Annotated in this window: 21 protein-coding genes and 1 pseudogene; 16 read left to right on the plus strand and 6 right to left on the minus strand. The window is 65.9% G+C overall.

Annotated features, from left to right (window positions below):
- Window positions 1-14 precede the first annotated feature (14 nt).
- From EET13_RS08055 to EET13_RS08090, 8 genes are read left to right on the plus strand one after another with little or no spacing between them, the layout of a single operon-like run.
- Window positions 15-1,466: an MCE family protein gene (locus EET13_RS08055; RefSeq protein ID WP_122441783.1), complete on the plus strand. Its 1,452-nt coding sequence runs from the start codon at window positions 15-17 to the stop codon at window positions 1,464-1,466.
- Window positions 1,467-1,488: 22 nt separating this feature from the next.
- The gene (locus tag EET13_RS08060) at window positions 1,489-2,514 is read left to right on the plus strand and encodes an MCE family protein (RefSeq protein WP_122441784.1); all 1,026 of its coding nucleotides are present in this window, start codon (window positions 1,489-1,491) and stop codon (window positions 2,512-2,514) included.
- Window positions 2,511-3,836, plus strand: a complete 1,326-nt coding sequence (locus EET13_RS08065; protein ID WP_122441812.1) for an MCE family protein — start codon at window positions 2,511-2,513, stop codon at window positions 3,834-3,836. The genes EET13_RS08060 and EET13_RS08065 overlap by 4 nt, the downstream gene beginning before the upstream one ends.
- Window positions 3,833-5,119: an MCE family protein gene (locus EET13_RS08070; protein ID WP_122441785.1), complete on the plus strand. Its 1,287-nt coding sequence runs from the start codon at window positions 3,833-3,835 to the stop codon at window positions 5,117-5,119. Before EET13_RS08065 ends, EET13_RS08070 begins: the two co-directional genes overlap by 4 nt.
- Window positions 5,119-6,255 (plus strand): MCE family protein, encoded by a 1,137-nt coding sequence (locus tag EET13_RS08075; protein ID WP_122441786.1) that lies wholly within the window; start codon window positions 5,119-5,121, stop codon window positions 6,253-6,255. Before EET13_RS08070 ends, EET13_RS08075 begins: the two co-directional genes overlap by 1 nt.
- Before the next feature lies 1 nt (window position 6,256).
- Window positions 6,257-7,729: an MCE family protein gene (locus EET13_RS08080; protein ID WP_122441787.1), complete on the plus strand. Its 1,473-nt coding sequence runs from the start codon at window positions 6,257-6,259 to the stop codon at window positions 7,727-7,729.
- The gene (locus tag EET13_RS08085; protein ID WP_122441788.1) at window positions 7,699-8,241 is read left to right on the plus strand and encodes a mammalian cell entry protein; all 543 of its coding nucleotides are present in this window, start codon (window positions 7,699-7,701) and stop codon (window positions 8,239-8,241) included. Before EET13_RS08080 ends, EET13_RS08085 begins: the two co-directional genes overlap by 31 nt.
- On the plus strand, window positions 8,238-8,774 hold the full coding sequence (locus EET13_RS08090) for a hypothetical protein (protein WP_168990718.1): 537 nt from the start codon (window positions 8,238-8,240) through the stop codon (window positions 8,772-8,774). The genes EET13_RS08085 and EET13_RS08090 overlap by 4 nt, the downstream gene beginning before the upstream one ends.
- Window positions 8,775-8,776: 2 nt before the next feature.
- On the opposite strand, the gene EET13_RS08095 is transcribed toward EET13_RS08090, so the two are convergent.
- Both EET13_RS08095 and EET13_RS29870 read right to left on the minus strand, forming a co-directional pair.
- Window positions 8,777-11,029 (minus strand): carbon starvation CstA family protein, encoded by a 2,253-nt coding sequence (locus EET13_RS08095; protein ID WP_244603820.1) that lies wholly within the window; start codon window positions 11,027-11,029, stop codon window positions 8,777-8,779.
- 270 nt (window positions 11,030-11,299) lie between these two features.
- Window positions 11,300-11,950, minus strand: a complete 651-nt coding sequence (locus EET13_RS29870) for a hypothetical protein (protein WP_136623134.1) — start codon at window positions 11,948-11,950, stop codon at window positions 11,300-11,302.
- A 497-nt stretch (window positions 11,951-12,447) separates the two neighbouring features.
- On the opposite strand from EET13_RS29870, the pseudogene EET13_RS08100 reads away from it, so the two are divergent.
- Window positions 12,448-12,608 (plus strand): annotated as a pseudogene (locus EET13_RS08100) (NAD(P)/FAD-dependent oxidoreductase); the annotation flags it as partial.
- Between the two features lie 55 nt (window positions 12,609-12,663).
- On the plus strand, window positions 12,664-13,941 hold the full coding sequence (locus EET13_RS08105) for an ATP-binding protein (protein ID WP_122441791.1): 1,278 nt from the start codon (window positions 12,664-12,666) through the stop codon (window positions 13,939-13,941).
- Window positions 13,942-14,022: 81 nt separating this feature from the next.
- Here the strand turns inward: EET13_RS08105 and EET13_RS08110 are convergent, their stop codons facing one another.
- Window positions 14,023-15,546, minus strand: a complete 1,524-nt coding sequence (locus EET13_RS08110; protein ID WP_122441792.1) for an ATP-dependent DNA ligase — start codon at window positions 15,544-15,546, stop codon at window positions 14,023-14,025.
- 121 nt (window positions 15,547-15,667) lie between these two features.
- Between EET13_RS08110 and EET13_RS08115 the strand changes: the two genes are divergently transcribed.
- Together EET13_RS08115 and EET13_RS08120 are read left to right on the plus strand one after the other, a co-directional pair.
- Entirely contained in the window at window positions 15,668-16,435 is a 768-nt protein-coding gene (locus EET13_RS08115; protein ID WP_122441793.1) for an SDR family NAD(P)-dependent oxidoreductase, read from the plus strand.
- Between the two features lie 100 nt (window positions 16,436-16,535).
- A complete protein-coding gene (locus EET13_RS08120) occupies window positions 16,536-18,701 on the plus strand; it encodes an acyl-CoA dehydrogenase family protein (RefSeq protein ID WP_122441794.1) in 2,166 nt (721 codons plus the stop codon).
- A 108-nt stretch (window positions 18,702-18,809) separates the two neighbouring features.
- Here EET13_RS08120 and EET13_RS08125 read toward each other — a convergent pair whose 3' ends face one another.
- Complete coding sequence (locus EET13_RS08125) at window positions 18,810-19,157, minus strand: Zn-ribbon domain-containing OB-fold protein (RefSeq protein ID WP_244603821.1); 348 nt, start codon at window positions 19,155-19,157, stop codon at window positions 18,810-18,812.
- Between the two features lie 62 nt (window positions 19,158-19,219).
- Here EET13_RS08125 and EET13_RS08130 point away from each other — a divergent pair, with 62 nt between their 5' ends.
- The 3 genes from EET13_RS08130 (at window position 19,220) to EET13_RS08140 (ending at window position 22,976) form a co-directional block, all read left to right on the plus strand.
- Complete coding sequence (locus tag EET13_RS08130; protein ID WP_122441796.1) at window positions 19,220-20,413, plus strand: thiolase family protein; 1,194 nt, start codon at window positions 19,220-19,222, stop codon at window positions 20,411-20,413.
- Between the two features lie 22 nt (window positions 20,414-20,435).
- The gene (locus EET13_RS08135) at window positions 20,436-21,899 is read left to right on the plus strand and encodes a FadR/GntR family transcriptional regulator (protein ID WP_122441797.1); all 1,464 of its coding nucleotides are present in this window, start codon (window positions 20,436-20,438) and stop codon (window positions 21,897-21,899) included.
- A gap of 108 nt (window positions 21,900-22,007) precedes the next feature.
- The gene (locus EET13_RS08140; protein ID WP_122441813.1) at window positions 22,008-22,976 is read left to right on the plus strand and encodes a sensor histidine kinase; all 969 of its coding nucleotides are present in this window, start codon (window positions 22,008-22,010) and stop codon (window positions 22,974-22,976) included.
- Window positions 22,977-23,493: 517 nt separating this feature from the next.
- Here EET13_RS08140 and EET13_RS30260 read toward each other — a convergent pair.
- Window positions 23,494-23,640 (minus strand): hypothetical protein, encoded by a 147-nt coding sequence (locus tag EET13_RS30260; protein ID WP_168990719.1) that lies wholly within the window; start codon window positions 23,638-23,640, stop codon window positions 23,494-23,496.
- Window positions 23,641-23,997: 357 nt separating this feature from the next.
- Here EET13_RS30260 and EET13_RS08145 point away from each other — a divergent pair, with 357 nt between their 5' ends.
- Window positions 23,998-24,570, plus strand: coding sequence for a 2-isopropylmalate synthase (locus tag EET13_RS08145; RefSeq protein WP_244603822.1), 573 nt, complete (start codon window positions 23,998-24,000; stop codon window positions 24,568-24,570).
- On the opposite strand, the gene EET13_RS08150 is transcribed toward EET13_RS08145, so the two are convergent.
- Window positions 24,513-26,003, minus strand: a complete 1,491-nt coding sequence (locus tag EET13_RS08150; protein ID WP_122441798.1) for a cytochrome P450 — start codon at window positions 26,001-26,003, stop codon at window positions 24,513-24,515. The two genes, EET13_RS08145 and EET13_RS08150, sit on opposite strands and share 58 nt — an antisense overlap.
- Between the last annotated feature and the right edge of the window lie 29 nt (window positions 26,004-26,032).

Genomic DNA, 26,032 nt, shown 5'->3' on the forward strand with positions numbered 1-26,032 from the left:
TAGGGGAGCGGGTCATGCCGGAATCACGTTCGCAGCGAATGCATCCCGGGTGGTGGACGCTCTTGCTGGTGGTCGTCGTCATCGGCGCCACCACGCTCACCGCGGCATTGTTCTCCGGGGCGTTCAAGTCATCCGTTGCGGTGACGGTGATATCCGACCGGGCCGGCCTGGTGATGGATCGCGGCGGCAAGGTCAAGCTGCGCGGAGTGCAGGTGGGCCGGGTCAGCGAGATCACCACCGGGAAAGATCACGTCACCTTGACGCTGGCCATCAAACCGGATCAGATCCAATACATCCCGGCGAACGTGGGCGCCCGCATCCGCGCCACCACGTTGTTCAGCGCCAAGTATGTCGACCTGGTGTATCCGCGCTACCCCAGCCCGCAGCGTCTAGGCGCCGGAACGGTGCTTTGGGCCGAGAACGTCGGCACCGAGGTCAACACGATGTTCGCCAACTTGGTCAAGGTGCTCAATCAGATCGACCCGGCGAAGCTGGCGGGGGTGCTGTCCGCGCTGGCCGAGGGTCTGCGCGGCCACGGTGCGACGGTCGGTCAGAGCATCACCGACGCCAACGAGGTGCTGCTGGCGATCAATCCACGTGCCGAAACGGTGCGGGCCGACACCCAGGCGGTCACGCGCTTGGGTGACACCTATGGCGCTGCGGCGCACGACATCCTGAAGGTACTAGATGCGGCCAGTGCCACCAGTGCCACCATTGCCGGTGAAGCGCCGGCGCTGGATTCGCTGCTCGCCGAGATGATCGGCCTGTCGCGCAGCGGTATTGCGATGCTGGGCCCGAACAAAGACCGGCTGATCACCGCCGTGAACCTGCTCGACCCGACCACCAGGCTGCTCACGAAGTACCACGGAGCGCTGACGTGCATGTTGGTCGGCGCCAAGATCGCCCTCGACACCGGCTATCTGGACGCCACCGGAGGGGCCAACGGCTATTCGCTGATCATCGACAGCACACCGCTGTTCGGTGCCGACCAATACCGTTTTCCGCAGAACCTTCCGATCGTCGGCGCCAAAGGCGGGCCCGGCGGTAAGCCGGGCTGCGGATCGCTGCCCGACGTCGCAGCCAATTGGCCACTGCGCCAACTGATTACCAACACCGGCTGGGGAACAGGACTCGATATCCGGCCCAACCCCGGAATCGCTTTCCCGGCATACGCCGACTACCTCCCGGTCACCCGGGGGCAGCCCGAACCGCCCAGCGTTCGCTATCCGGGTGGGCCGGGCCCCGGGCCCATCCCGTACCCGGGCGCGCCGCCCTACGGCGCTCCGCAGTACGCACCGGACGGCACCCCGCTGTACCCGGGCCTGCCGCCGGCGCCGCCGCCCGGCGCCCCGCGCGAACCGGGGCCCGCACCACCGGGATCTGAGCCGTTCGTCGTCCCGGCGCCGGCACAGCTGCAGCCGACACCGGCCCCGCCACTCCCTCGAGAAGCGACCCCGTCGCCGTAACGCCGCAGGAGAAGTCAGCGCTATGAGAGAGAACCTGCCCGCTGCCATCGTCCGGTTGACCGTCTTCATGGTCGTGTGCACGCTGGGCCTGGTCGCCATGTTGGCGATCTTCGCCGACCTGCGATTCGGGGACGAAAAGCCGTACCGGGCGCACTTCAGCAACGTGTCGGGCCTGGAGAGCGGCAACTTCGTGCGCATCGCCGGCGTGGAAGTCGGCCAGGTCCAACACATCTCGATTCAAGACGACGGGACGGCGATTGTCGAGTTCGGGGCCGACAGCTCGGTGGTCCTCACCGTGGGCACCACAGCGGTCATCCGTTACCAGAACCTGATCGGCGGCCGCTATCTGGCGCTCGAGGAAGGGACCGGCGGCAGACGACTCCAGCCAGGTGACACGATCCCGCTGGTCCAGACATCGCCGGCGTTGGACCTGGACGCGCTGATCGGCGGCTTCCGCCCGCTGTTCCACGCCCTGGACCCCGATCAGATCAATGCCTTGTCGACCGAGCTCATCAAGGCATTCCAGGGTGAAGGCGCGACGATCAGTTCGTTCTTGGCGCGCACGGCGGCGCTGACCAACATGCTGGCCGACCGCGGCCAGCTGATCGGGCAAGTCATCGTCAACCTGAATGCCGTGCTGGGCTCATTGGGTGACCAAAGTACCCAGTTCACCACGGCGGTCGATTCGTTGTCCCGATTACTGGCAACCCTTTCCGACAACAAGCAGGTGATCGGCACCGGCATCGCCTACGCCGACGCGGCCGCTGGATCGATCGCCGATCTGCTTGCGCAAGGCCGCGCGCCGCTGGCCAACATCCTGCACCAGTCGGAGCGCATCGCCGATCTCATCCAGGCCGATCACGACTACTTCGACAATCTGCTTAACACCCTGCCGGACGCCTACCAGATGCTGAATCGGCAAGGCCTCTACGGCGACTTCTTCAGCTTCTACATGTGCGACCTGCTGTTGAAGCTGAACGGCAAAGGCGGCCAACCGGTTTACGTGAAGGTGATCGGCCAGCCCTCGGGAAGGTGCACACCGCGATGAAATCGTTTTCCGAACGCAATCCCCTGGTTATCGGCATAGTCGGACTGATAGTTGTGGGCGGGGCGGTGCTGGCCGCGCTGACCTATGACAGGTTGCCGTTCATCAAGGCCGGCAAGGACTACGCGGCCTACTTCGCCGAGGCCGGCGGCCTGCAGACCGGCACCACGGTGCAGGTGTCGGGACTCAAGGCGGGCAAGGTCAACAGCATCGCGCTGGATGGACCCAAGGTGCTGGTCAGCTTCGAGGTCGACAAACATATCCGGCTCGGCGACCGTACCGAGGCCTCCATCAAGACGAAAAGCGTTCTGGGAGCTAGGATCCTGGAAATCACTCCCCGCGGCGAGGGCAGGTTGGCCGGGCCGATTCCGCTCGAGCGCACGACGTCGCCCTACCAGCTGCCCGACGCGCTGGGCGATCTGGGCGCCACCATCAGCGGCCTGGACACCACCAGGCTCTCGGAATCATTGGCCGTGCTGGCGGACACCTTCGCCGGCACCGCGCCCGAGCTGAAAATTGCGCTGGCTGGCGTCGCGCGGTTCTCCCAGACGCTCGACGACCGCGACGCGCAACTGCGAAATCTGTTGTCCAACGCCAATAAAGCCACCACGGTGCTCTCCGAGCGCAGCGACCAGATAGTCCGACTGATCACCGACAGCAATGCCCTGCTGGCGCAGCTGCAAAGCCAGAGCCGCGCGCTGGACCAGATCGGCGGCAACATCTCGGCGGTCAGCCGGCAAATCAAGAGCTTTATCGCCGATCACCGCCAGACCCTCAAGCCGGCACTGGACAAGCTCGACCAGGTGCTGACCATCGTCGACAACCGAAAACAGCGAATCCAGCTGGCAATCAAGAAGTTCAACGACTACGCGCTGTCGCTGGGCGAGTCGATGTCCACCGGCCCGTGGTTCAACTTCTACATCACCAACCTGATCCCCGGTCAGTTCATCCAGCCGTTCGTCGATGCCGCGTTCTCCGATCTTGGTCTGGACCCCAATGTGCTGCTGCCGTCGCAGCTGACCGATCCGCAGCTCGGTCAGCCAGGCACACCTGCGTTGCCCGTGCCCTTCCCACGCACCGGTCAGGGCGGCGAGCCGCACCTGAACCTTCCGGACGCGATCACTGGCAATCCCGGCGATCCCCGCTATCCCTACCGCGAGCCGCCGTCGGCGCCGCCGCCGGGCGGACCACCGCCGGGCCCGCCGGCACTGGCCCCCGGACAGACGGCCCCACCGCCGCCCCCGACGCCGACGCCGGTGTACGTGCCCGCGCCGGGCGAAGCCCCCCGGACTCCGAAACCCGATCAGCAAGCCGGCCCATCATGAACCGCCGCACTGCCCGTATCGGTGTGGCCGCCATGCTCGTGCTCGCTGTCATCGGCGCGGCATTGGTGGTGTGGCAGTCTGCCGCCGCGGCCCGCGCCATCACGGTGGTCGCCTACTTCACCAACAGCAACGGCATTTTCGTCGGCGACCAAGTGCGCATCCTGGGGGTGCCGGTCGGCAAGGTCGACGACATCGAACCGCAACCCGAGCGGGTCAAGATCACCTTCTCCTACGAGGCCAGGTACCACGTGCCGGCCGATGCCAAGGCGGTGATCCTGTCCCCGTCGCTGGTCACGGCGCGCGTCATTCAGCTGACACCGGCCTACACCGGCGGGCCGCAACTGCCCGACCACGCGGTGATCCCCCTGGAGCGCACCGCAGTTCCGGTGGAGTGGGACGACTTACGTCAGGACCTGGCAAAGCTCACCGAGATGCTGCAACCGAGCCATCCCGGCGGGGTGAGCGCGATGGGAGCGCTGCTCAACACCGCCGCCGACAACCTGCGCGGTCAGGGAGCCACCATCAGAGACACGATTATCAAACTCTCCCAAGCGGTTTCGGCTCTCGGCGACCACAGCAACGATATCTTCAGCACCGTCAAGAACCTGTCGATTCTGGTGTCGGCGCTGCAGAGCAGTACCGACCTGATGCGACAACTCAACCAGAACCTGGCTTCGGTGACCGGGCTGCTGACCGACGACCCGAATGAGGTTGCCGACGCGGTCGCGGCACTGGCCGACGTCGTCGGCGACGTCGGTAGCTTCGCGGCCGAAAACAGGGAAGCGCTGGGCCAAACGTCGGACAAACTGGCATCGGTGTCCACGGCGCTGAACGACAGCCTCGCCGACATCAAACAGGCATTACACATCGCCCCCGCCGAGCTGCAGAACTTCATGAACATCTACCAGCCCGCGCAGGGCACCCTCAGCGGTGCGCCGGCCTTCAACAACTTCGCGAACCCGATTGCCTTCTTGTGCGGCGCGATACAGGCGGCGTCGCGGCTGGGCTACGAACAGTCGGCGAAGCTGTGCGCCCAGTATCTGGCGCCGATCATCAAGAACCGGCAATACAACTTCCCGCCGCTGGGGGAGAACCTGATCGTCGGCGCGGTGGCACGCCCCAACGAGGTCACCTACAGCGAGGACTGGATGCGCCCGGACTACATCCCGCCTGTCAATGGTCCCGTGGCCGTGGATATTCCACCGTTGCCGGCCGAGGGTCATCCGAACGATTCCGGCGCCGGACTGCGCGACCTGCTGCTGCCCTTGCAAGGAGGCTCCTGATGGACAGCGGGTGGCGTCTGAGCAAGGTGTGCGTGCTCGCGGTGCTGGCGGTGACCGGCCTGGCCGGCTGCGGTTGGCGAGGCCTCAACTCGATCCCGTTGCCGGGGACCGCCGGTCGCGGCTCGGGCTCGTTCACCATTCAGGCGCAATTGCCCGACGTGGGCACCCTTGAGCAGAACTCCCGCGTGCAGGTCGGTGACGTCACCGTGGGCAACGTCACCAAAATCGAGCGGCAGGGATGGCATGCGCTGCTGACGATTCGGCTCGACGGCGACGTCGACCTGCCGGCCAACGCGACGGCCACCATCGGCCAAACCAGCCTGCTCGGTTCGTTGCACATCGAATTGGCCCCGCCCACCGACGTCGCACCCCAGGGCAAGTTGACGCAGGGGTCGCTGATCCCGCTGGCATCGGCCGGCAGTTACCCGTCAACCGAGCAGACCCTGGCCGCGGTCTCGCTGCTGCTCAATGGAGGTGGTATCGGTCAGATTCAGGACATCACCGAAGCGCTGAGCGTCGCGCTCGCCGGACGGGCCGCCGACCTGCGCAGCCTGATCGAACAGATGGACAGATATGTCGGTCTGGTCGGTGACCAGATCGGCGACATCATCGTCGCAGCCGAAAGCCTGAACAACGTGGTCGGACAACTGGCGAACGAGAAACCGGTGCTGGACCGGGCGCTGCGGACCATTCCCGATGCGCTTCAGACGATCGCCGACGAACGGCAACAGCTGGTCGATGCGCTCGATCAATTCGCCAAGTTCAGTGCGCTGGCCGCCGACTCGACCAACCAGACCAAGGACATTCTGGTCAGGGAGCTGAAAGATCTTGAGCCGGTGGTGGAATCGCTGGCCAATGCCGGTCCGGCCCTGACCCGCTCGCTGGGCCTGCTGACCACCTACCCGTTTCCCAAGGACACGATCAGCACCTGGGCACGTGGGGACTACGCCAATCTGACGGCCATCATCGACCTGACACTGAGCCGGCTCGACGCTTCCTTCCTCACCGGCACCCGGTGGGAGGGCAACCTGACGGAGCTGGAGTTGCAGTGGGGCCGCACCATCGGCCAGATGCCGAGTCCTTACACCGCCGGCAATCCGCTGGTCGCTCCGTACCATTGGGATCAGGGGCGTTGACATGCCGCCGTTGTCGAGACGAATCCTGCTCCAGCTGGCGATCTTCGTGATCGTCGCGTTGGTCGGCGGGGCGGTGATGATCTTCAACTACATTCAGCTGCCGGCCATGTTCGGGGTCGGGCGCTACCGGGTCACTGTGGAGCTGCCGCAGGCCGCAGGCCTGTACCCCAGCGGCAACGTCACCTACCGGGGAACCGAAGTCGGCCGGATCGAAAGCGTGCGGCTTACCGAAACCGGTGTGGCGGCGGTGCTTTCGCTCAAGTCGGGCATCGACATCCCCTCCGATGTCGATGCCCAGGTGCACAGCCAGTCGGCGGTGGGTGAGCAGTATGTCACGCTGCTGCCGCGCCGGGATTCTGCACCGCTCAAAGACGGGGATGTCATTCCGGCCGAACGTGTTTCGGTACCTCCGGATCTCGACACGTTGCTGGACACGGTGAACCGGGGCATGGAGTCGATCCCGCGCGACAGTCTGAAAACGACGGTCGACGAGGCCTATATCGCAGTCGGGGGCCTCGGACCGGATATCGCCCGGCTGGTCACCGGGGCCAGCTCGCTGTCCATCGAAGCGCGCAAGAACCTAGGCCCGTTGCTTACCCTGATCGACCAGTCCAAGCCGGTGCTGGATTCCCAGACCGATTCGGCCGACGAGATTCAACTGTGGGCCGCGCATCTGGCTGACATCAGCGGCGGACTGCAGCGCAGCGACCCCGCCGTGCGGAGCGTGTTGCAACAAGCCGGCCCGGCCGCCGCGGAGGTCCGGCAGCTGTTCGACCGGGTCAACCCGACGCTGCCGGTGCTGCTGTCCAACCTGATCGGCGTCGGCCAGGTCGCGGTCACCTATCACTCCGGCATCGAGCAGTTGCTGGTCCTGTTGCCCCAGGCGGTGGCCACCATCCAGGCGATCGATGTGCCCAACCGCAACACCAAACAGAGTTACAAGGGCGTGTTCCTCAGCTTCAACATGCGGCTCAACCTGCCGCCGCCGTGCACCACCGGCTATCTGCCGGCCCAGCAGCGGCGAGTGCCGTCCTGGGAGGACTATCCCGATCGCCCGGCCGGTGACCTGTACTGCCGGGTGCCCCAGGACTCGCCGAACAACGTTCGCGGCGTTCGTAATACGCCGTGTGTGGGCCGGCCCGGAAAACGAGCCCCGACGGTCGCGATGTGTGAAAGCGACGGCAGTTATGTTCCGCTCAACGACGGCTACAACTGGAAGGGAGACCCGAACGCCACCCTGTCGGGCCAGCCCGTTCCGCAGCTGCCACCCGGCACGGCTCCCGCCCCGGACGGCCCGGCGCCGCCGTTGCCACCGGGCGCCCCGGCGCCGCCGTTGCCGATAGCCGCCGCCGAGTACGACCCGGCGACGGGCACTTACCTGGGCCCGGATGGGCGCGTCTACACCCAGTCCGACCTGGCTGCGGCCGGGGGGAAGGAGCGCACATGGCAATCGATGTTGCTGCCTCCGAATTGAGCGAACCGACCGAGGCGCCGCCCGACCGGCGCTGCCCCGAACGGCCCGCGGTGCTGGTCGGGCTCGTCATGGTGGTTGCGTTGGCCGGGCTCGTGACCTTCCTGGGATTGCGGGCCCACCGGTCGGATCAAGCCGAGCAGCAGAGCAGGCTGTTTCTGCAAGCCGGTCGCCAAGGCGCGCTGAACCTGACCACGATCGACTTCCATGAGGCCGCGGCAGATGTGCAACGCATCCTGGACGGGGCAACGGGCCAGCTCTACGACAACTTTGCCAAGAGGTCGCAGCCGTATATCGACGTCGTGGTGCGGACGCAGTCGAAATCGGTTGGGACGGTGACGGAAGCGGCTGTGGAATCGCAATCCGTCGACCACGCGCAGGTGCTGGTTGCCGTGACCGTGAAAACCACGAACATCTATGCGGCCCAGGAGGAATCGCGATCGTGGCGGATGCGGCTGTGGGTGCAGCAGGTGGGCACGCAGGCCAAGGTCTCCAACGTCGAGTTCGTGCCGTGAGTGAGCCACCGTCGGTGAGCGCCGACACCGACACCGCCACCGCCGCCGAACCTGCGCGCCGGATCCCGTTTCCGCGGCTGCTGGCCTACGGTGTGCTGCCGGGCCTGGCGTTGTTGCTTGCGCTGGCGGCCGGGCTTCTGAAGTCGGTGCCCGACAACGGCCGCGGCGGCCCCGAGGTGATTCAGACGGCGCGGGCGGCGACGGTCGAGCTGCTGACCTACCGGCCCGAGACCGCCGAGCACGACCTGGGTGTCGCACGCGACCGGTTGACGGGGCACTTCAAGGAGGAATACACGTCGCTGACCCGCGATGTGGTTGTCCCCGGCGCGAAGCAGAAACAGATTTCGGCGGTTGCGACGGTCCCCGCCGCGGCCTCGGTCTCGGTCTCACCGAATCATGCGGTGGTTCTGCTGTTCGTCAACCAGACGACGATAGTGGGCACCGAAGCGCCCACCTACACCGCATCCAGCGTCCGGGTGACGCTGGACAAGGTCGACGGTCGCTGGCTGATCTCGCGGTTCGATCCGGTCTGAGGTTAAAGTCGGGAAACACCAGCAGATTTGGGTGCGGCCGTCGGCCATTCGCGCCACTTTCGCTGCAGCTCGCGTTCTGCGGCCGTCGGAATCAGGCCCGCGGGCGCGAACAACTTCGACGGCACCGGGTCATCCTCGGCCAGCGGTCGGCCGGTTCCACGAACGGCCTTGAGCGCCACGACAACCCCGGCCACAAACACCACGACAACAACCGTCGCGAAGACGATGGACAAGGTGCCCTGGACAAACGTGTTTCTGATGACGTCGTCGAGCTGATCGGCATTGGTCGCCGAACCGAACGTTGTCTTGCCCGCGCTTTTTGCCGCCACATACTGGGCGTGCTGCGTCCAGTAGCCGACCGCGGGGTCGGAGGAGAAGATCTTTTGCCATGATGCCGTGAGCGTGACCGAAAGATCCCACAGCAGCGGAACACCCGGAATCCAGGCCCATTTCAGGTATCCCTTTTTGATGACCACGACGGTGATCGCCGTCAACGAGATCCCGGCCAACAGCTGGTTGGCGATTCCGTAGAGGGGAAAGAGCGTGTTGATACCACCCAGCGGATCGGTGACACCGAGCAGCAGCGTGCTGCCCCACCCGGCAACAACCACGAGGCTGCACAGCCAGGCGCCCGGGCGCCAGCTGGGATTCTGTAGCTTGCGCAGTGGCCCGCCGAGGTCGCTCAGCGCGTCGGAGATCAAGAAGCGGGCGGCACGAGTGCCGGCGTCGACGGTGGTCAGGATGAACAGCGCCTCGAACATGATCGCGAAGTGGTACCAGAACGCCTTGAGCCCCACGCCGGCGAATGCCCGCTGCAACATGTCGGACATGCCGAAGGCCAGTGTCGGCGCGCCGCCGCTTCGCGACACGATCGAGCGTTCGCCCACGCCGGCAGCGGCCTGACTGATCTGATCGGCGGTCGCCGGGGTCCCGGCCACACCGAGCCCGTTGACGTAATTCGCGGCGCTGGCCGCGGTGCCGCCGGTCTGTGCGGCCGGGGCGTTGAGCACGAAGTACAGATGCTGATCGAGGATCGACGCAGTGACCAGCGCGATGACGGCCACGAACGACTCGGTGATCATGCCGCCGTAGCCGATCAGGCGCATCTGGCCTTCCTTCTCCAGCATTTTGGGCGTGGTCCCCGAGGAGATCAAGGCGTGGAATCCGGACAATGCGCCGCAGGCGATGGTGACGAACAAAAACGGGAACAGCGAACCCGCGAACACCGGCCCATTGCCGGCGCCGGCGAACCGTGAGACCGCGGGTGCCGCCATGATCGGCCGAACCAGCAACACCCCGATCGCGAGCAACGCGATGGTGCCCACCTTCATGAACGTCGACAGGTAGTCGCGCGGCGCGAGCAGCAACCACACCGGCAGGACCGACGCCGCGAAGCCGTAGAAAATGAGCAGCCAGGACAGGGTTACCGGCGAAAGAGTGAACCATTGTGCACCCCAAGATGTTTGGGCCACCCAATCACCGGAAACCACGGCGAGCAACAGCAGCCCGACTCCGATCACCGACACTTCCGCGACCCGCCCCGGGCGGATGAACCGCAGATAGCAGCCCATGAACAAGGCAATCGGGATGGTCATGGCGATCGAGAACACCCCCCAGGGGCTTTGGGCCAGTGCGCGCACCACCACCAGTGCCAGCACCGCGATGACCATGACGATGATGACCGGAATCCCGATCAGGGCGGCCACGCCCGCGGTGGGGCCGAGCTCGTCGCGGACCATCTGCCCCAGGGAACGTCCGCGGCGCCGGGTGGAGAGCCACAACACCAGGTAGTCGTGCACGCAGCCGCCGAACACCGCGCCGCCCACAATCCATAACGTGCACGGCAGATAGCCCATCTGGGTGGCCAGCACCGGCCCCACCAAGGGGCCGGCCCCGGCGATGGCGGCGAAATGGTGGCCGAACACCACCCGTCGATCGGTCGGCACGTAGTCCATACCGTCCTGCAAGTGCTCGGCCGGGGTGGCATGATCGTCGCGCGGCGCGACGATTCTCGCTTCGATGAACCGTGCATAGAAGCGGAACGCGACGATGTAGGTGCATCCCGCCGCGACCACCACCCAGACGGCGTTGACCGTTTCGCCGCGGACCAACGCGATAACCGTCCAGGCGACTGCGCCGATCACCGCGATAACGGCGAAAAAGACCTTGTGCTTTACGGTGATCGGCGAGCGGTCGATGATCGCGACGGGCGGCAGGTCGGGATCGGTGCGGATGTAGGTGACGTCGCTGGCCACCGGCCCCTCCCTCAATGGCTTGCTCGGGTGTTCCCGGTGATCCTTGCATTACGACGGTAATGTGCGTAGCCCGGCGACACCCATACCGTTAGGTGATGCCGGTATGGCGATTGCGTGACTACGCCCTGCACCCGGCGATCCAGGTGTGGGGCCAAAGCCGCACTCCGGGATCGCCGGAGCCGGGTTCAGGTCCCGCGGTGACCGTCGTCATCCCGGCCGCGAGATCAACTGAGATCGGTATCGTTTCACAACCTGCACTGGTCGCGGCGCTCACTCTTCATCTACTTCAACGTAAACTGTGGGGCCGGCTTCTTCGCCGGTAGGAAATGCTTTTGAGGTGTAGTAACCATGAGGGACGTCGTGTTTGACAAAATAACGGAACTCGTAGTCTCGCGGATCGTCCTGCTGCCAATTATTATCTTCGGAATCATACATGTCACCCTTATAAGCCTGACCCAGTGTGGGCGGATTATTACCCGGGCCTAGCTCAAAGTAAAGCCATTCAGGGTCGACTTCACCCTCGTATGTAGTCGCTCCGAAAGGGTTGGGCAGAGTCTCAAGCCTCATCTCGGGCGGAGAAAAACTCTGGCCCACATCACTATTGACATTATTTTCGATGATCAAGTCTGTCGGTCTGGTAATTGAGTGGTCGTAGTCATCAATAATGAATAATTGCTGACCGCCTAAGGTCGCAGATTGAGTTTCGGGCGTGGGGTCATGATAGGTAGTTGTGCTGCTGGCGCCGTCTTGAGCGTTTGCGGAGTTAGCTGAGCCGCCGCTCGAACCGGAGATATCGATGGAACCGGAACCGGACGTAGTACAGGTGTCGAGTTTGAATCCGTCATGGGCGCTCAGCGCGATCGTCAGCCTGCCGGCGCGGAGTTGAGCACCATTGCTGGTGGCGTCGATCGCGGCGGTCACCCCGCTCGTCAGCGCCAACGCCCCTAAAGCGACCGCAGCGCTTCGCCTGCCCCGCTTCGCCGTAGCTGCCCGGGTCGAGCAATGCCGCCGGTCGGATCCAGTTGCCTTGCCTTCGCCGGTAAATATGGGGTCTTGGGACGGTCGCGGCATGATACGTTCTTTCGTCGCAATCAATCAGAATACAATGTTGGGGCTCAGCCGCCTCCGCCATGAAGCAGAAGCACTACGCCAACGGACAAGGCGAGGCAAATCGGGATCCAACTTTGAACCTTGGCGCTGAGAAATTAGTCAGCACCAGGCGTTAAGCGTGACAGCCACAGGGGACCTTAGGACAGCACTTCGCATTCAGCAAATCCATGGTTTCGATAAGTCAATAAGTGAGAACTATCAACCGCTGAATCCCTCAAAGGCGCGCTATGGCCGCGGTGGGGCCAAGCCCGTCGGTGGCCACCGGACCCTCCTCAATCACGCGCGCCGGGGGCCAGAAATGGTTAACCTGCACCCCGGAAGAAGTGCAGCAGCAGTGGGAGGAGTGCCGTCGCGGAATCGCGCCGGCCGACCCACCGTCGTGCTGCAGATCCCGTCGTCGCACGATCCGCAGCCGGCGCCAGAGGGCAAGCATGCCGCGTCGGCGTTCGTCATGTGGTTCCCCATCGAGGTGTCCTTGCATGACGACGATATGCCTAACCGCGCCATGGCGTTACCGTTGGATGATGCCGCTATGGCGACTGCGTGACTATGACGACGACGACCTGGACCAGGCGATCCAGGTGTGGGACCAAAGTCGTACCCCCGGCTCACCGGAGCCGGTGTTCACCGTTGCCGAGGTGATGGCCGCCGCACGGGCCGGCCAGCCGGCGGTGGTGGCGGAGGTAGGCGAGGAAGTAGTCGGTATGGCCGTTGCCCGGACCGACGGCGAGCGGGCCTGGATCTTGCTGATCGCGTTGGCATTACGGTGGCGCCATCGCGGCATCGGTAGCGCGCTGCTGGCCGATCTGGAACGGCGACTCCGCTCGGTCGGGGTGCGCAAAATCTGCACCATCCTGCCCGAGGGAGCCACGGGCTCGGTGGCGTTGGAGAACTCGGGCTACACCCGCCGCGGCGGGTTGGCGTACTACGAGACGGTCGAACACCTGCGACCAGAGCAGGCCAATCTGCTTGCGGAGCTGGGCGGGCGACTGCTGCCGGCGGGGCTTTGGCAGGAGTTGGCTGGGATGGAGCAGGAAAAGCAGATCATCGAGCAGCGGATCATTGCTCCGCTGGCCCACCCGGAGATCGCCGACCGCTATGGCGTGCGCCCGCCCAAGGCGGTGATCCTCTTTGGGCCCCCCGGGACCGGGAAAACCAGCTTTGCCAAGGGGATTTCGTCGCGGTTGGGCTGGCCCTTCGTCGAGCTGTTCCCGTCGCGGCTGGCCGCAGCGACGCAAGGCGGTCTGGCGGCATCGCTTCGGGAAGTGTTCGCCGAACTCGACGAACTCGACGAGCTGGTGTTGTTCATCGATGAGGTTGAGGAGATCGCGGTGGCGCGGGCCGGCGCCAGCACGGTGGAAACCGGTGTCACCAACGAACTGCTGAAACTCATCCCGCCGTTTCGTGAGCACGAAGGGCGCCTCTTGGTCTGCGCCACCAATTCGGTGCACTCGCTGGACTCGGCGTTCTTGCGGCCCGGACGCTTCGACTACGTCATACCGGTCGGCCCGCCGGATCCGCCGGCGCGCCTGGCGGTGTGGAAACGCTATCTGGGCCAAGCCAACCCCGGAGTCGACATCGACCGACTGGTGGCGGCCACGGAATTGTTCACCCCCGCCGATATCGAGTTCGCGGCGCGCAAGGGAGCGCAGGTGGCCTTCGATCGTGAGATGTCCCATGGCCGAGGGGAGCCGGCGACCACCGAGGACTATCTCACCGCGATCGGCGAGGTTCGCCCGACGTTGACGACGGGGATGCTGGCCGAATTCACCGAGGACAGGACGCAATTCGCGCGACTGTAGCTCCCGTCTTCCGTCGAGTGCGATTCTGACGACGCGGCACCGGTGGGTCGCGTCGCCAGAACCGCTGTCGCGCAACCGGGATCAGTACAGCGCGCGCACGGTGTCGATGGTGTCGGCGTCGCCCGGGCTTTTGTCGTCGCGGTAGCGCACCACGCGCGCGAACCGTAACGCCAGCCCGCCGGGATAGCGCGTGGACGCCTGGACTCCGTCCAACGCGATCTCGACCACCTGCTCGGGCCGCAGCTGGACCACATACCCGTGCGTGCCTCCGATGGCGAGCTCGCTGAACCGGGCGGTCTGCCAGTCCAGCATGGCGTCGGTCATGCCCTTGAAAGTTTTTCCAACCATGACGAATTCACCGCTAGCCGGGTCCCGCGCACCCAGGTGGATGTTGGACAGCTTTCCGCGGCGCCGCCCGGAGCCCCACTCCACGGCGAGCACCACCAGATCCAGCGTGTGGACAGGTTTGACTTTGAGCCAACCCGCGCCGCGGCGCCCGGCTTGATACGGCGCCGCCGGCGCCTTGGCCATCACCCCTTCGTGACCGGCGGCCAGCGTCGCCTCCAAGAAGGCCGCCGCGGCCGCCGCATCGGAGGTCATCAGCCGGTCTACCCGGTGTTCGGCGGGAACTACGGCATCCAGTACGGCCAGCCGCTCGCTGGTCGGTGCGTCGAGTAGATCCTGGCCGTCGCGATGCAGGATATCGAAGAAGAACACCGAAAGCGGTTGGGTAGCAAGGGCGGCCTCGACATCGACCGACCGCCCGAACCGCGACGCGGTGAGCTGGAAGCGGTGCGGACGGTTGTCGGGGCGCAGTGCTATCGCCTCGCCGTCGGCGACGAGCTCGCGCACCGGCAGCGCCAGGGTTGCCGCCACCACCTCCGGCAGCCGGGCGGTGACGTCGTCGAGGCTTCGGGTGTAAATGGTGACGTCGTCTCCGGCGCGGTGAATCTGCACCCGTGCACCGTCCAGCTTTGCTTCGAATATCGTTGTACCATCGTGACGTTCGAGCGCATCGGCCACACTGCTTGCGGTCTGTGCCAGCATCGGACCCACCGGCCGGCCCACTCGTAGAGTAAACGTGTCCAGCGCCCCGCCTGATAGGCATACAGCCGCGACCGCCGGGAGGTCCCCGCCCAGCATGGCGGCGCGCTGCACCGCGCTGGCGGGAATCCCGGCCGCCTTGGCGACGGCGTCGGTCATGATCCCGGCCAGTGCGCCCTGGCGCAGCTCACCACTAAGCAGCCTGACCAGGAAGGTCTGCTCGGATTCGGTTGCGGCCGAGAATAACTCGGAGATCAGTTGTACGCGGCGGGCTTGCGATCCCTTGCCCGAGGTGGCGCCGATCTTCGCGAAAGCCGCATCGACGCCCGCAACGGTCAGCGTCGCAGACCTCGCCGGTGGCGGTAGTGACCGCAACGAAGCCCAGCCGACCCCGATTTGTCGTTGCGGCAGTTCACCCGAAAGCCACGCCACGATGATCGCTACCAGCGTAGGGTCGGGCGCGGCGTGCCGTAGCAGGTCAGCGATGCGGCCGACCTTGCTGAGCCGCGACGAGGTACCGCCGACATCGAGTGAGGTGGTGGCCACGTCGAGAAGGAGCACGGTTCACCTTGGCATGACTCGAGCCTGACTCGCCGACAACCGTTCGGAGCCGACACGCTAGCGTGCCTACATAACGTTACAGATCGCCAGGATTCTGACAAGCCAACAAAGGGAGGTCCGGATGGAGATCAGCGGCAAGAAGGTCGTTGTCATCGGCGGTGCGTCGGGCATGGGCCGTGCGACCGCCGAGTTGCTGGCCGAACGTGGCGCTCAAGTCGCCGTGCTCGACCGCGAGAACTCCGACGGCAGAGCCGTTGCCGACGGACTCGGCGGCGCGTTCTATCCCGTCGACGTCACCGATTTCACCGGTACCGAAGCTGCCTTGCAGAACGCGGTCGACAACCTCGGCGGCCTGCATGTCACCGTCACGACCGCCGGCGGCGGCATCGCCAAGCGGACCCTGACCAAATCCGGCCCTCACGACCTTGAATCCTTCCAGTCAGTGATCGATCTCAATCTCATCGCCACCTTCAACATCAGCCGCTTAGCCGCCGCACACATGGCCAGGAACGAACCCGAAGATCCCGAAACAGGGGAGCGCGGCGTCATCATCAACACCGCGTCCATCGCGGCTTTCGAGGGCCAGATCGGGCAGGTGGCCTATACCGCTGCCAAGGCCGCGATCGCCGGCATGTGCCTGACCATGGCGCGCGATCTGGGGTCGATGGGAATTCGGGTGCTGGCTATTGCGCCGAGCCTGTTCTTGACCGGGCTGACTGCGATGGTTCCCGAAGAGATGGCGGCTCAGTTGACCAAAGACGCCGCCTTCCCCAAGCGGATGGGCCGGCCCATCGAGTACGCCAAGCTGGCGGCGGCCATCGTGGACAACCCGATGCTCAACGGCCAGTGCATCCGCCTCGATGCCGGCCAGCGGTTCGCGCCCAAGTAAGCCACCGGGCTGGGTCCGCGCCGGGCATTGAGTACACTCTTTAGAAATTCTGCAGGACCCGCGACTCGCGGGCTGCGCAGCGCCCGCGAGGAGGACCCTGATGGGTATCGCACTCACCGACGATCATCGTGAACTCGCCGAGGTAGCGCGCGGGTTTCTGACGGCCCAGAAGGCGCGGTGGGCGGGACGGTCACTGCTCGATGCGGCCGAGGAACAGCGACCGCCCTTCTGGCAGCAGCTGGTCGAGCTCGGCTGGTTGGGCCTGCACGTCGACGAAGAGCACGGCGGATCCGGTTACGGGCTGCCCGAACTCGTGGTGGTGATCGAAGAACTCGGCCGCGCGGTGGCACCGGGACCGTTCGTGCCGACCGTCATCGCGTCGGCGGTGATCGCCAACGAGGGCACCGCCGAGCAGCAGGCGCGGCTGCTGCCCGGGCTGATCGGCGGCAGCGTCACCGCGGGTGTCGGTCTTGACGGCCGGGTACAGATCACTGACGGCGTCGCTGACGGCGAGGCCGGGGTGGTCCTGGGTGCCGGGCTGGCCGATCTGCTGCTGGTCACGGCCGGCGAGGACGTGCTGGTGCTCGATCGCGGCCGGGCGGGTGTGTCGATAAACGTGCCGGAAAACCTCGATCCCACGCGGCGTTCCGGGCGCGTTCGGCTGACCAAGGTGAGCGTCAGCGCCGACGACATCCTGGTGGGTGCACGCGAATCGGCGCTGGCGCGAGCACGGACTTTGCTGGCCGCCGAGGCGGTGGGCGGCGCGACCGACTGCGTCGACGCCGCCGTCGCTTACGCCAAGGTGCGCCAGCAATTCGGCCGCACCATCGCGACTTTCCAAGCGGTGAAACATCATTGCGCCAACATGCTGGTGGCCGTGGAGTCCGGCATTGCCGCGGTGTGGGATGCCGCCCGAGCGGCATCCGAAGATGAAGAACAGTTCCGTCTGATCGCCGCCGTGGCCGCGACCCTGGCGTTCCCGGCCTATGCGCGCAACGCCGAGCTCAACATCCAGGTGCACGGCGGCATCGGCTTCACCTGGGAGCATGACGCGCACCTGCACTTGCGCCGGGCGTTGGTGACTGCGGCATTGTTGGGCGGGGACGCACCGGCCCGCGACGTGTTCGATCGCACCGCTGCCGGGACCGTCCGCGCCAACAGCCTGGACCTGCCGCCCGAGGCCGAAGAGTTGCGCACCCGGATCCGCGCCGACGCCGCCGAGATCGCCGCCCTGGCCAAAACGGCGCAACTGGACAAGCTGATCGAGACCGGTTACGTGATGCCGCACTGGCCCAAACCGTGGGGCCGTGCCGCGGATGCGGTGGCGCAGTTGGTGATCGAAGAGGAGTTCGCCAAGGCCGGCATCAAACGGCCCGACTACTCGATCACCGGCTGGGTGATCCTGACCCTGATTCAGCATGGAACCCCTTGGCAAATCGAACGATTCGTGGAAAAGGCGCTGCGCCAGGAAGACGTCTGGTGCCAGCTGTTCTCCGAACCCGATGCCGGCTCGGACGCGGCGTCGGTCAAGACGCGTGCCACCCGGGTGGATGGTGGCTGGACGATCAACGGGCAGAAGGTGTGGACCAGCGGAGCCCAATATTGCGCCCGCGGCCTGGCCACGGTGCGCACCGATCCCGACGTCCCCAAACACGCCGGCATCACCACGGTGATCATCGACATGAAGTCGCCGGGTGTCGAGGTGCGCCCGCTGCGGCAGATCACCGGCGGCTCGGAATTCAACGAGGTGTTCTTCAACGACGTGTTCGTTCCCGACGAGGACGTCGTCGGAGCGCCCAACTCGGGGTGGACGGTTGCGCGCGCGACGCTGGGCAACGAGCGGGTGAGTATCGGCGGCAGTGGGTCGTTCTACGAAGGGCTGGCCGCCAAACTGGTGCAGCAGGCCCAACGGCGAGCAGATCGGTTGGCGGGAGCCGACGTTCGGGTCGGATACTTTTTGGCCGAAGACCACGCGCTGCGGCTGCTGAACCTGCGCCGCGCCGCACGCAGCGTCGAAGGTGCGGGCCCGGGGCCGGAAGGCAACGTCACCAAACTCAAGCTGGCCGAGCACATGATCGACGGCGCCGCCATCTCGGCGGCGCTGCTGGGACCCGAGATCGCACTGCTCGATGGCCCCGGTGCGGTGGTCGGCCGAATGGTCATGGGCGCGCGCGGCATGGCGATAGCGGGGGGAACCTCGGAGGTGACCCGCAACCAGATCGCCGAGCGGATTCTGGGCATGCCGCGCGACCCGTCGATCAACTAACGCCTGGGCTCGCGAGCAGACGCAAAATCGCGCCAAAATGCCAATTTTGGGCGATTTTGCGTCTGCTCGCGGGGCTCGCCGGGGCGCGCTCGCCGGGGCGCGCGGCCGCTAGGCGCGGGGCGCGAACTGCGGAGCCCCGCCGGAACCCTGCACCGGGCGGAGTTCGACGGGCATCCCGCAGGTCACCGAATCCGGTTCGCAGCCAACGATATTGGCTGCAACCCGCAGTCCCCGTTGTTCGCGCAGTTCCACCAGCGCAATCACATAGGGCGTCGGGATGTCCGGGTTGTACGGATGGTAGTTGACGGTGTAGGTGAACACCGTCCCGTGGCCGGACACCGGCCGTCCCGCCAGCGGCCCGCCGCAGTCGCGGCAGTCGCCGGTCGCCGGATGCACCCAGCATCCGCACTGGTCGCAGTGCGCGATGAGCAGCGGTGACGTCGGCTGGGCTGACACGACCAATACAGTACACTCTATTAGTTCAGGTATGCGGCACATGGGTCTGGCGGACGGTGTAGATGGAGTATTTCGAAAAGGACGCGATCATATCCGGCATCGGTATTTCGCGTATCGGCCGGCGCACCGGCATCCTCGGGCTGGAACTGACTATGCAGGCGGTCCGGGCCGCCATCGACGACGCCGGTCTGGTTGCCGCCGACGTCGACGGCATCGCGACCCTGGGTGACACGCCCGCTGCCGACGTCAACGCCGAGCTGCGGATCGACGCCGGGGATTGCGGATCCGGTTTCGGCACGGGCGGGCTACTGAGTCCGGTGATGTCGGCGTGCCGCGCAGTGGCGGAGCGGCGCGCCCGCCATGTGGTGGTCTACCGGACAATCCAGATGCTGGGCGGCACCGTTCCGGTGAAACCACAAGACGACGCGCCGGCCCCGCCGCTGGCGCGGATGCTGGACGTCCCCGAAGGCGCCCCGCGTCCCGTCGTCGGGCCGATGGACGACATCACTGATCTGATTGCCGCACATGCTTATTCAGCGGCAAACTGGTTGGCGTTGAATTGCCGCCGGCACATGGAGCGCTACGGAACCACCAAGGAGCAGCTGGGCTGGATCGCCCTCAACGGCCGGCGCAACGCCGCCTTGAATCCCCTCGCCGTCTACCGCGAACCGATGACGATGGCCGACTACCTGAGTGCGCGGCCGGTCTCGACGCCATTCGGGCTGCTGGATTGCGATGTGCCCGTCGACGGCTCCATCGCGGTGGTGGTTTCGCACGCGGAATACGCCCGTGACTGCCCGCACCGAGCGGTAGCAGTCGAGGCGATAGGTGGATCCGACGGCGCCGGCGGGTGGTTTCATCGCGACGACTACCCCAAGATGGCGATGTCGGACGCGGCTGCACAGATGTGGTCGCGGACCGAGTTGACACCGGCCGACCTGGACGTCGCCCAGTTGTACGACGGCTTTACGTTTCTGACGATCGCCTGGCTGGAGGCACTGGGCATCTGTGCCGACGGCGGGGCCGGCCCGTTCGTCGAGGGCGGGCTGCGGATCGCCCGTGCCGGGGAACTGCCGCTGAACACCTACGGAGGCCAACTTTCGGCCGGGCGCCTGCACGGCTACTGGGCGTTGCACGAGGGCTGTGTGCAGCTGCGTGGCGAGGCGGGGGAGCGCCAGGTGGCCCACCGCCCGGAGGTCGGCGTGGTATCCGTGGGCGGGGGTCCGGTGGCCGGATGCATGCTGCTGACATGCTGAATCTGGTTGTGGAGCAACTGCATTGAGTGTAGATCCACAGGCGGCGCGCACCGGCAAGCGAGCAGCGCAAATCGCCAGCTGCATCGAGGCCGAGATCGTGCGCCGCGGTTGGCCCGTCGGCGCGTCGCTGGGGTCGGAAGCGGCTCTGCAACAGCGATACGGGGCCAGCCGGTCGGTGCTGCGCGAAGCCGTCCGGCTCGTCGAGCACCATCAGGTGGCCCGGATGCGTCGCGGACCCAACGGCGGCCTGATCGTCTGCGCACCCGATGCGGGACCGGCGACCCGCGCCGTCGTCATCTATCTCGAATACCGCGGCACCACACTCGACGACCTGCTGGACGCACGGCTGGTGCTCGAGCCGCTGGCGGCCGCGCTTGCCGCCGAACAGATCGACGAAGCCGGAATCGAGCGGCTGCGGGCCGTGTTGGGTGCGCAGGAACAGCGGCCTGGGTTGCCCGCCGCGCGCGACGAGTTTCACGTGGCGCTCGCGCAGCAGTCGAAAAACCCTGTGCTGCAGCTGTTTATTGAAGTTTCGATGCGATTGACCCGGCGATACGCGATGTCCTCGCGGACCGGCTCGGCAACCGAGGCGCTCGAGGCGCTGGACCGGCTGCACCACGACCACTCGGGAATCGCCGCAGCAGTCACCGCCGGTGATTCCGCGCGTGCCAAGGCGCTCAGCGAGCGGCACGCGCAAGCGGTCACAGCCTGGCTTCGTGAGCATCAGCGCGGTGACGGGTCCACGCGGGCACGGCTGCGGCCGGTACGGCGGCTAGACGTCGAGGAGGCGCCCCGCGGCAAGCTCGCCGAAGTGCTGGCCGCCACGATCGCCGACGACATCGCAGCCAGCGGTTGGCGGGTCGACGCGGTTTTCGGAACCGAGGCCGGGCTGCTGGCGCGGTATCGCGTGAGCCGTGCGGTGCTGCGTGAAGCGGTGCGGCTGCTGGAATACCACACGATCGCCCACATGCGCCGGGGTCCCGGCGGCGGGCTGGTCGTCACCCAGCCCCAGGCGCAGGCCAGCATCGACACCATCGCGCTGTACCTGCAGTACCGCAAGCCGCGTCGCGAAGACCTGCGTTGCGTGGGGGACGCGATCGAGCTCGCCAACGTGGCCAAAGTCGTGCAGCTTCGCGACGAACCGGCGGTGGCGGGCGTGCTCGACACGCTGGCTCCGCCGCAGGATTTCGCTGTGGGACAGGTCGCGGGCGAGGTGCGCAAAGCCGCAGCCGAGGAATTTCGGTTCCATGTCGGCCTGGCACAACTGGCCGGTAATGCGCTGCTGGACCTGTTTCTGCGGATCATCGCCGAACTCTTTCGCCGGCACTGGTCCAGCACCGGGCCAAAGCCGGCGACCCCGGCCGACGTCGTCGCCGTCGAACATGCCCACCTGCGGATTCTGCAGGCCATTCGCGCGGGCGACGACAGCCTGGCCCGGTATCGCATCCGCCGGCACCTCGACGCGGCGGCGTCTTGGTGGTTGTAGAAGTGAGTCGGGTCAAAATCGCGCATAACCGACACCGACGGCGGGTACATGCTTACCCAAACGAAAAGCCGGTCCAGCAAGGGTGCCGGCGCACGGCGGGAGCGCTACATGACGATTGGCACGCAAACCGAGCGGCGAGGCTTCGTCCATTCCGCGTTGCTGTACCACTCCCAGCGGGAGTATCTGGATGCCGTCGGAGGCTTCGTGGCCGACGGGTTGGTGCTGGGCGAACCGGTCCTGGTCGCGGTACCGGCGGACCGGCTGGCATTGCTGCGCAGCGAACCGGGCGTCCGCAGCTGCGCTACCGCGGAGCTGCACCTGCTCGACATCGCCCGAGCCGCACGCAATCCGAGCCGATTCCTGACCATAGCCAGTTCCTTCGCAGCCAAGTACGCCGATCGGCGGGTGCGGATCGTCAGCCAACTTGTCTGGCCCGGCCGCAGCGCCGGGGAGTGCCTGGCCTGCCTGCAGGACGAGGCGCTGGCCAATCGGGCGCTGGCGCATCACAACGTGACGGGGCTGTGTCTCTACGACGCCGAACGGCTCGACGACGACGTGCTGGCCGACGCCCGGGCTACCCACCCGTGGCTGTGGAAGCGCGGCTCGGCCTACCACAGCGCCGATTACGCGCCCGATGAGGCGCTGGCGCGTTGCAATCAGCCGCTACCGCGCAACCCGGGCGCGGTGACTTACGTGGTGCGCCACGGCAGCGACCTGCGGTCGGCGCGTTCGTTCGCCGTCGACTACGCCGGGTGGGTCGGACTGTCACAAGACGGCCTGGAGGATTTGCGGTTGATCACCACCGAGTTGGCCAGCAACAGCCTGCAATACACCGGCGGGACATGCCAGCTTGCCTTCTGGCGCGATGCGGAGTATCTGGTCTGCGAGGCGCGTGACCGCGGACAGTTCGACCAGCCACTGGTCGGGCGCCAACCTCCGAGCAGCAGCGCAACCGCCAGCCGCGGGCTGTTTCTGGTCAACGCGATGGCGGATTTGGTGCGCACCCACACCACGGCGAACAGCACCACAATTCAGGCATACCTTCGGCTCAAGCCGTCGGCGGCTGTGGCGGGTTAGCAAGCTCTGTGCGCGGCGCCACGAGTGCAGCGCACGATGATTCGGAACCTACCCGAGCGACCCGCTCGGCGCCGGCACGGCTGGGATCGTGCATGTGGTGGTCTTGCAGTCATCGCTGCTGTTGCAGCTGACCGCCGCCGTGGCCGCGAACACGGCGATCAGCGCCCCGACAACTATCCGAACTGCCCGGGACCCTTTGCGTTTTGCATTCATCGGTGGTGCCTTTCGATTGCCATTGCGCAGGTGTGAATTCCGACGATGACTGTCTGCAGATGTTATGCCGTCACAACAGGGCGGCGCGGTGTTTTGCCGTATCCGAACGCGAGCCGGCGCCAATTTGGTCTGCGCTGGGCATTGCGCCGTCAAAATGTGTCAGCCTGCGGCCCGGCCACGGCCGCACAATGCTGCAGACGATTTGCGCACGGCTTACCAACCTAAGCCCTGATTCCCCGGCCGCGCGGCCACATCTGTTCCGGTGCGGGTGTGCCCCCGCCGCACGATAGCCGCGCCCTGGTGCCTACATGCTTTCCGGCACGGGTGAAAAAGTCGTGGTGGGTTCGTGTTCCGCGGCGCACCCGGCCGATAGCACCGCGAATGCCGCAGCCAGTACCACGACCACCGTCTTGATCGCCTGCACCACCCTGCTGGTCTCTTTTGCGCTCATCGACCGCGCCTTTCGTTTGCTGGACCGCACCCGCAGTTGGCGATTTCCGCCGCATCAGATGCTATCGCCGAAGCAGCGGCCAGCGCGGCGTTTTGGCATCATGAGTGCCCCGCAACGGGCGGGTGGAGTCCGTCCTCATTCCCGCCGGGAATAGGTGACGGTGTGCCTTTCGCTCCCGGGGGCAGAATCCCACTTGCGTGCGTCGGCGCAGTACGTCTACTGTCACCATTCGTGCGTCTTCTCGATCGTGCCGTAGTAGCCAGCACCCGCAGCGGGGTCTGATCCTGACCGACCTCCCGCTGTGGGTCGAAGGCTACTACCGTCGGTCGCTCCTACTGATCAGAGAAGACCGGCACCATGACTTTCCTCGTCCTCGACCGCGACCCGACCAGTAATCCGGCGCAGCCCACCGCCAGCGCCTGGTTTGCCGAGCACTTCGGCGCCGACGTGCCACGAGCTCTGCGAGAACCAGCCGCGGTCATGTGCTGGGAACGCTTCGCGGCGACCTATGGTCGCCCGGCGGGTCCGGTCCGGTTGGGCCACTGGGCGTGCACCGACCCGGATCGACCTGCCGGACGACTGGGCCCGCAGGCCCGCAATTTCCGGGCGGTGATCGCGGTGGGGGATCGCATCAGCACCTCGACCGCTGCTGCCGGCGGACCGATCGCGGCCCTTACCGCGATGCTGCACGAGCGCGGGATCACGGTGGAGACGTTGAAGTTTCACCAGATGCACGCCGGCGGATGCACTGCCACGTTCGTCTGCGGCGGCGACGGGATCGCCACCGAGTGGGCCATGGGTTGGTCGGAGGATCCGACTCTGTCCGCGTTGCGTGCGCTGATCGCATGCGCTAACCGGCTGCTCGCGCACCCTCACAGTGGACGCAGGACTATGGGCATGCCATCCTTCGGGACCGGCATGCCGCCGTAGTCCCAACACGCCCGGTAATCCGGTCGCGGTAGTTCCAGGCGGTAGCGGCGCAGCAGTCGGTGCAGGATCGTCTTGATCTCCAACTGACCGAACACCATCCCGAGGCACTTGTGCGCCCCGCCGCCGAATGGTGTCCAGCCGTAGCGGTGCCGCTTGTGTTCGTTGCGGGGCTCGGTGAATCGCTCCGGGTCGAATGTCGTTGGGTTCGTCCATAATTCGGGCAAACGATGATTCAGCCCGGGAAACGCGGTGACGTTGGTGCCCTTGGGCAGGTAGTAGCCCAGTAGTTCGGTATCGCGCACCGTCTGCCGCATCGCCCATTGGACGGGCGTCACCAACCGGATCGACTCGTTCATCACCAGATCGAGCGACTCCAGCTTCTCCAGCGAGTCGATGTCCAGCGGCCCGTCGCCCAGACGGTCGGATTCGTCGCGGCAGCGCTGCTGCCACTCCGGGTGGGCGGCCAGGTGATAGGCCATGGTCGTGGCCGTCGATGTCGATGTGTCATGGGCGGCCATCATCAAGAAGATCATGTGGTTGACGATGTCCTGGTCGGAGAACCGGTTTCCGTCCTCGTCCTCGGTCTCACACAACACCGTCAACAGGTCGTTGCCTTCCTTGCCGCGGCGTTCTTTAACCCGTTCGGCAAAGTAGTTCTCGAGCAGTTGGCGAGCCTTGAGCCCCCGCCACCAGGTGAACGGTGGCACGCTGGTGCGGATGATGGCGTTGCCAGCGCGGGTGGTGGTGGTGAACGCCTTGTTCACCTTGGTCACCAGTTCCCGGTCGGTGCCGGGCTCGTGGCCCATGAACACCATTGAGGCGATGTTGAGGGTGAGCTCTTTCATCGCCGGATAGAGAAGGAAGCGCGCGTCGTTGAGCACCCAGTCCTCGGCGATCACGTGCGTCACCACCTGGTCCATGTGCTCGACGTAGCCGGCGAGCCTGGACCGGACGAATGCCTCCTGCATGATCCGCCGGTGAAACATGTGCTCTTCGAAGTCGAGCAGCATCAACCCACGGCGGAAGAACGGCCCGATCACCGGAACCCAGCCCTTTTGCGAGTAGTCCTTGGTGCGGTTGGAATAGATCGCCTGAGCGGCGTCCGGACCCAGCGCCACAACGAACGGCAGAAAGGGCGAGTCGCCAAAGATGATCGGACCCTTGGTGTTGTACAGAAACATCAAATAGTCCGGTCCGCCGCGCAGCATCTCGATCATGTGTCCGACGATCGGCAGCCCGGCATCACCGACCACCGGCCTGAGCCCGCTGCCCGGGGGCGGGTCGGCGAGGGTCTTCTCCGGAAACTGCGTATTCAGCAGCCAGCGCTCCACCAGCCCCATCCCGGGGAAGTTGTTGAACGACGGGGTCAGCCGACGCTGGGCTTGATCCAGGAGGTATGCCGGGGTGCTGATCGTCGCCCTGCTCGTGGACATGACGCTCCTTAGCGGGTTGTGGCGGCCAT

Origin of the sequence: Mycobacterium attenuatum, assembly GCF_900566085.1 — a bacterium.
GTDB classification, from domain to species: domain Bacteria; phylum Actinomycetota; class Actinomycetes; order Mycobacteriales; family Mycobacteriaceae; genus Mycobacterium; species Mycobacterium attenuatum.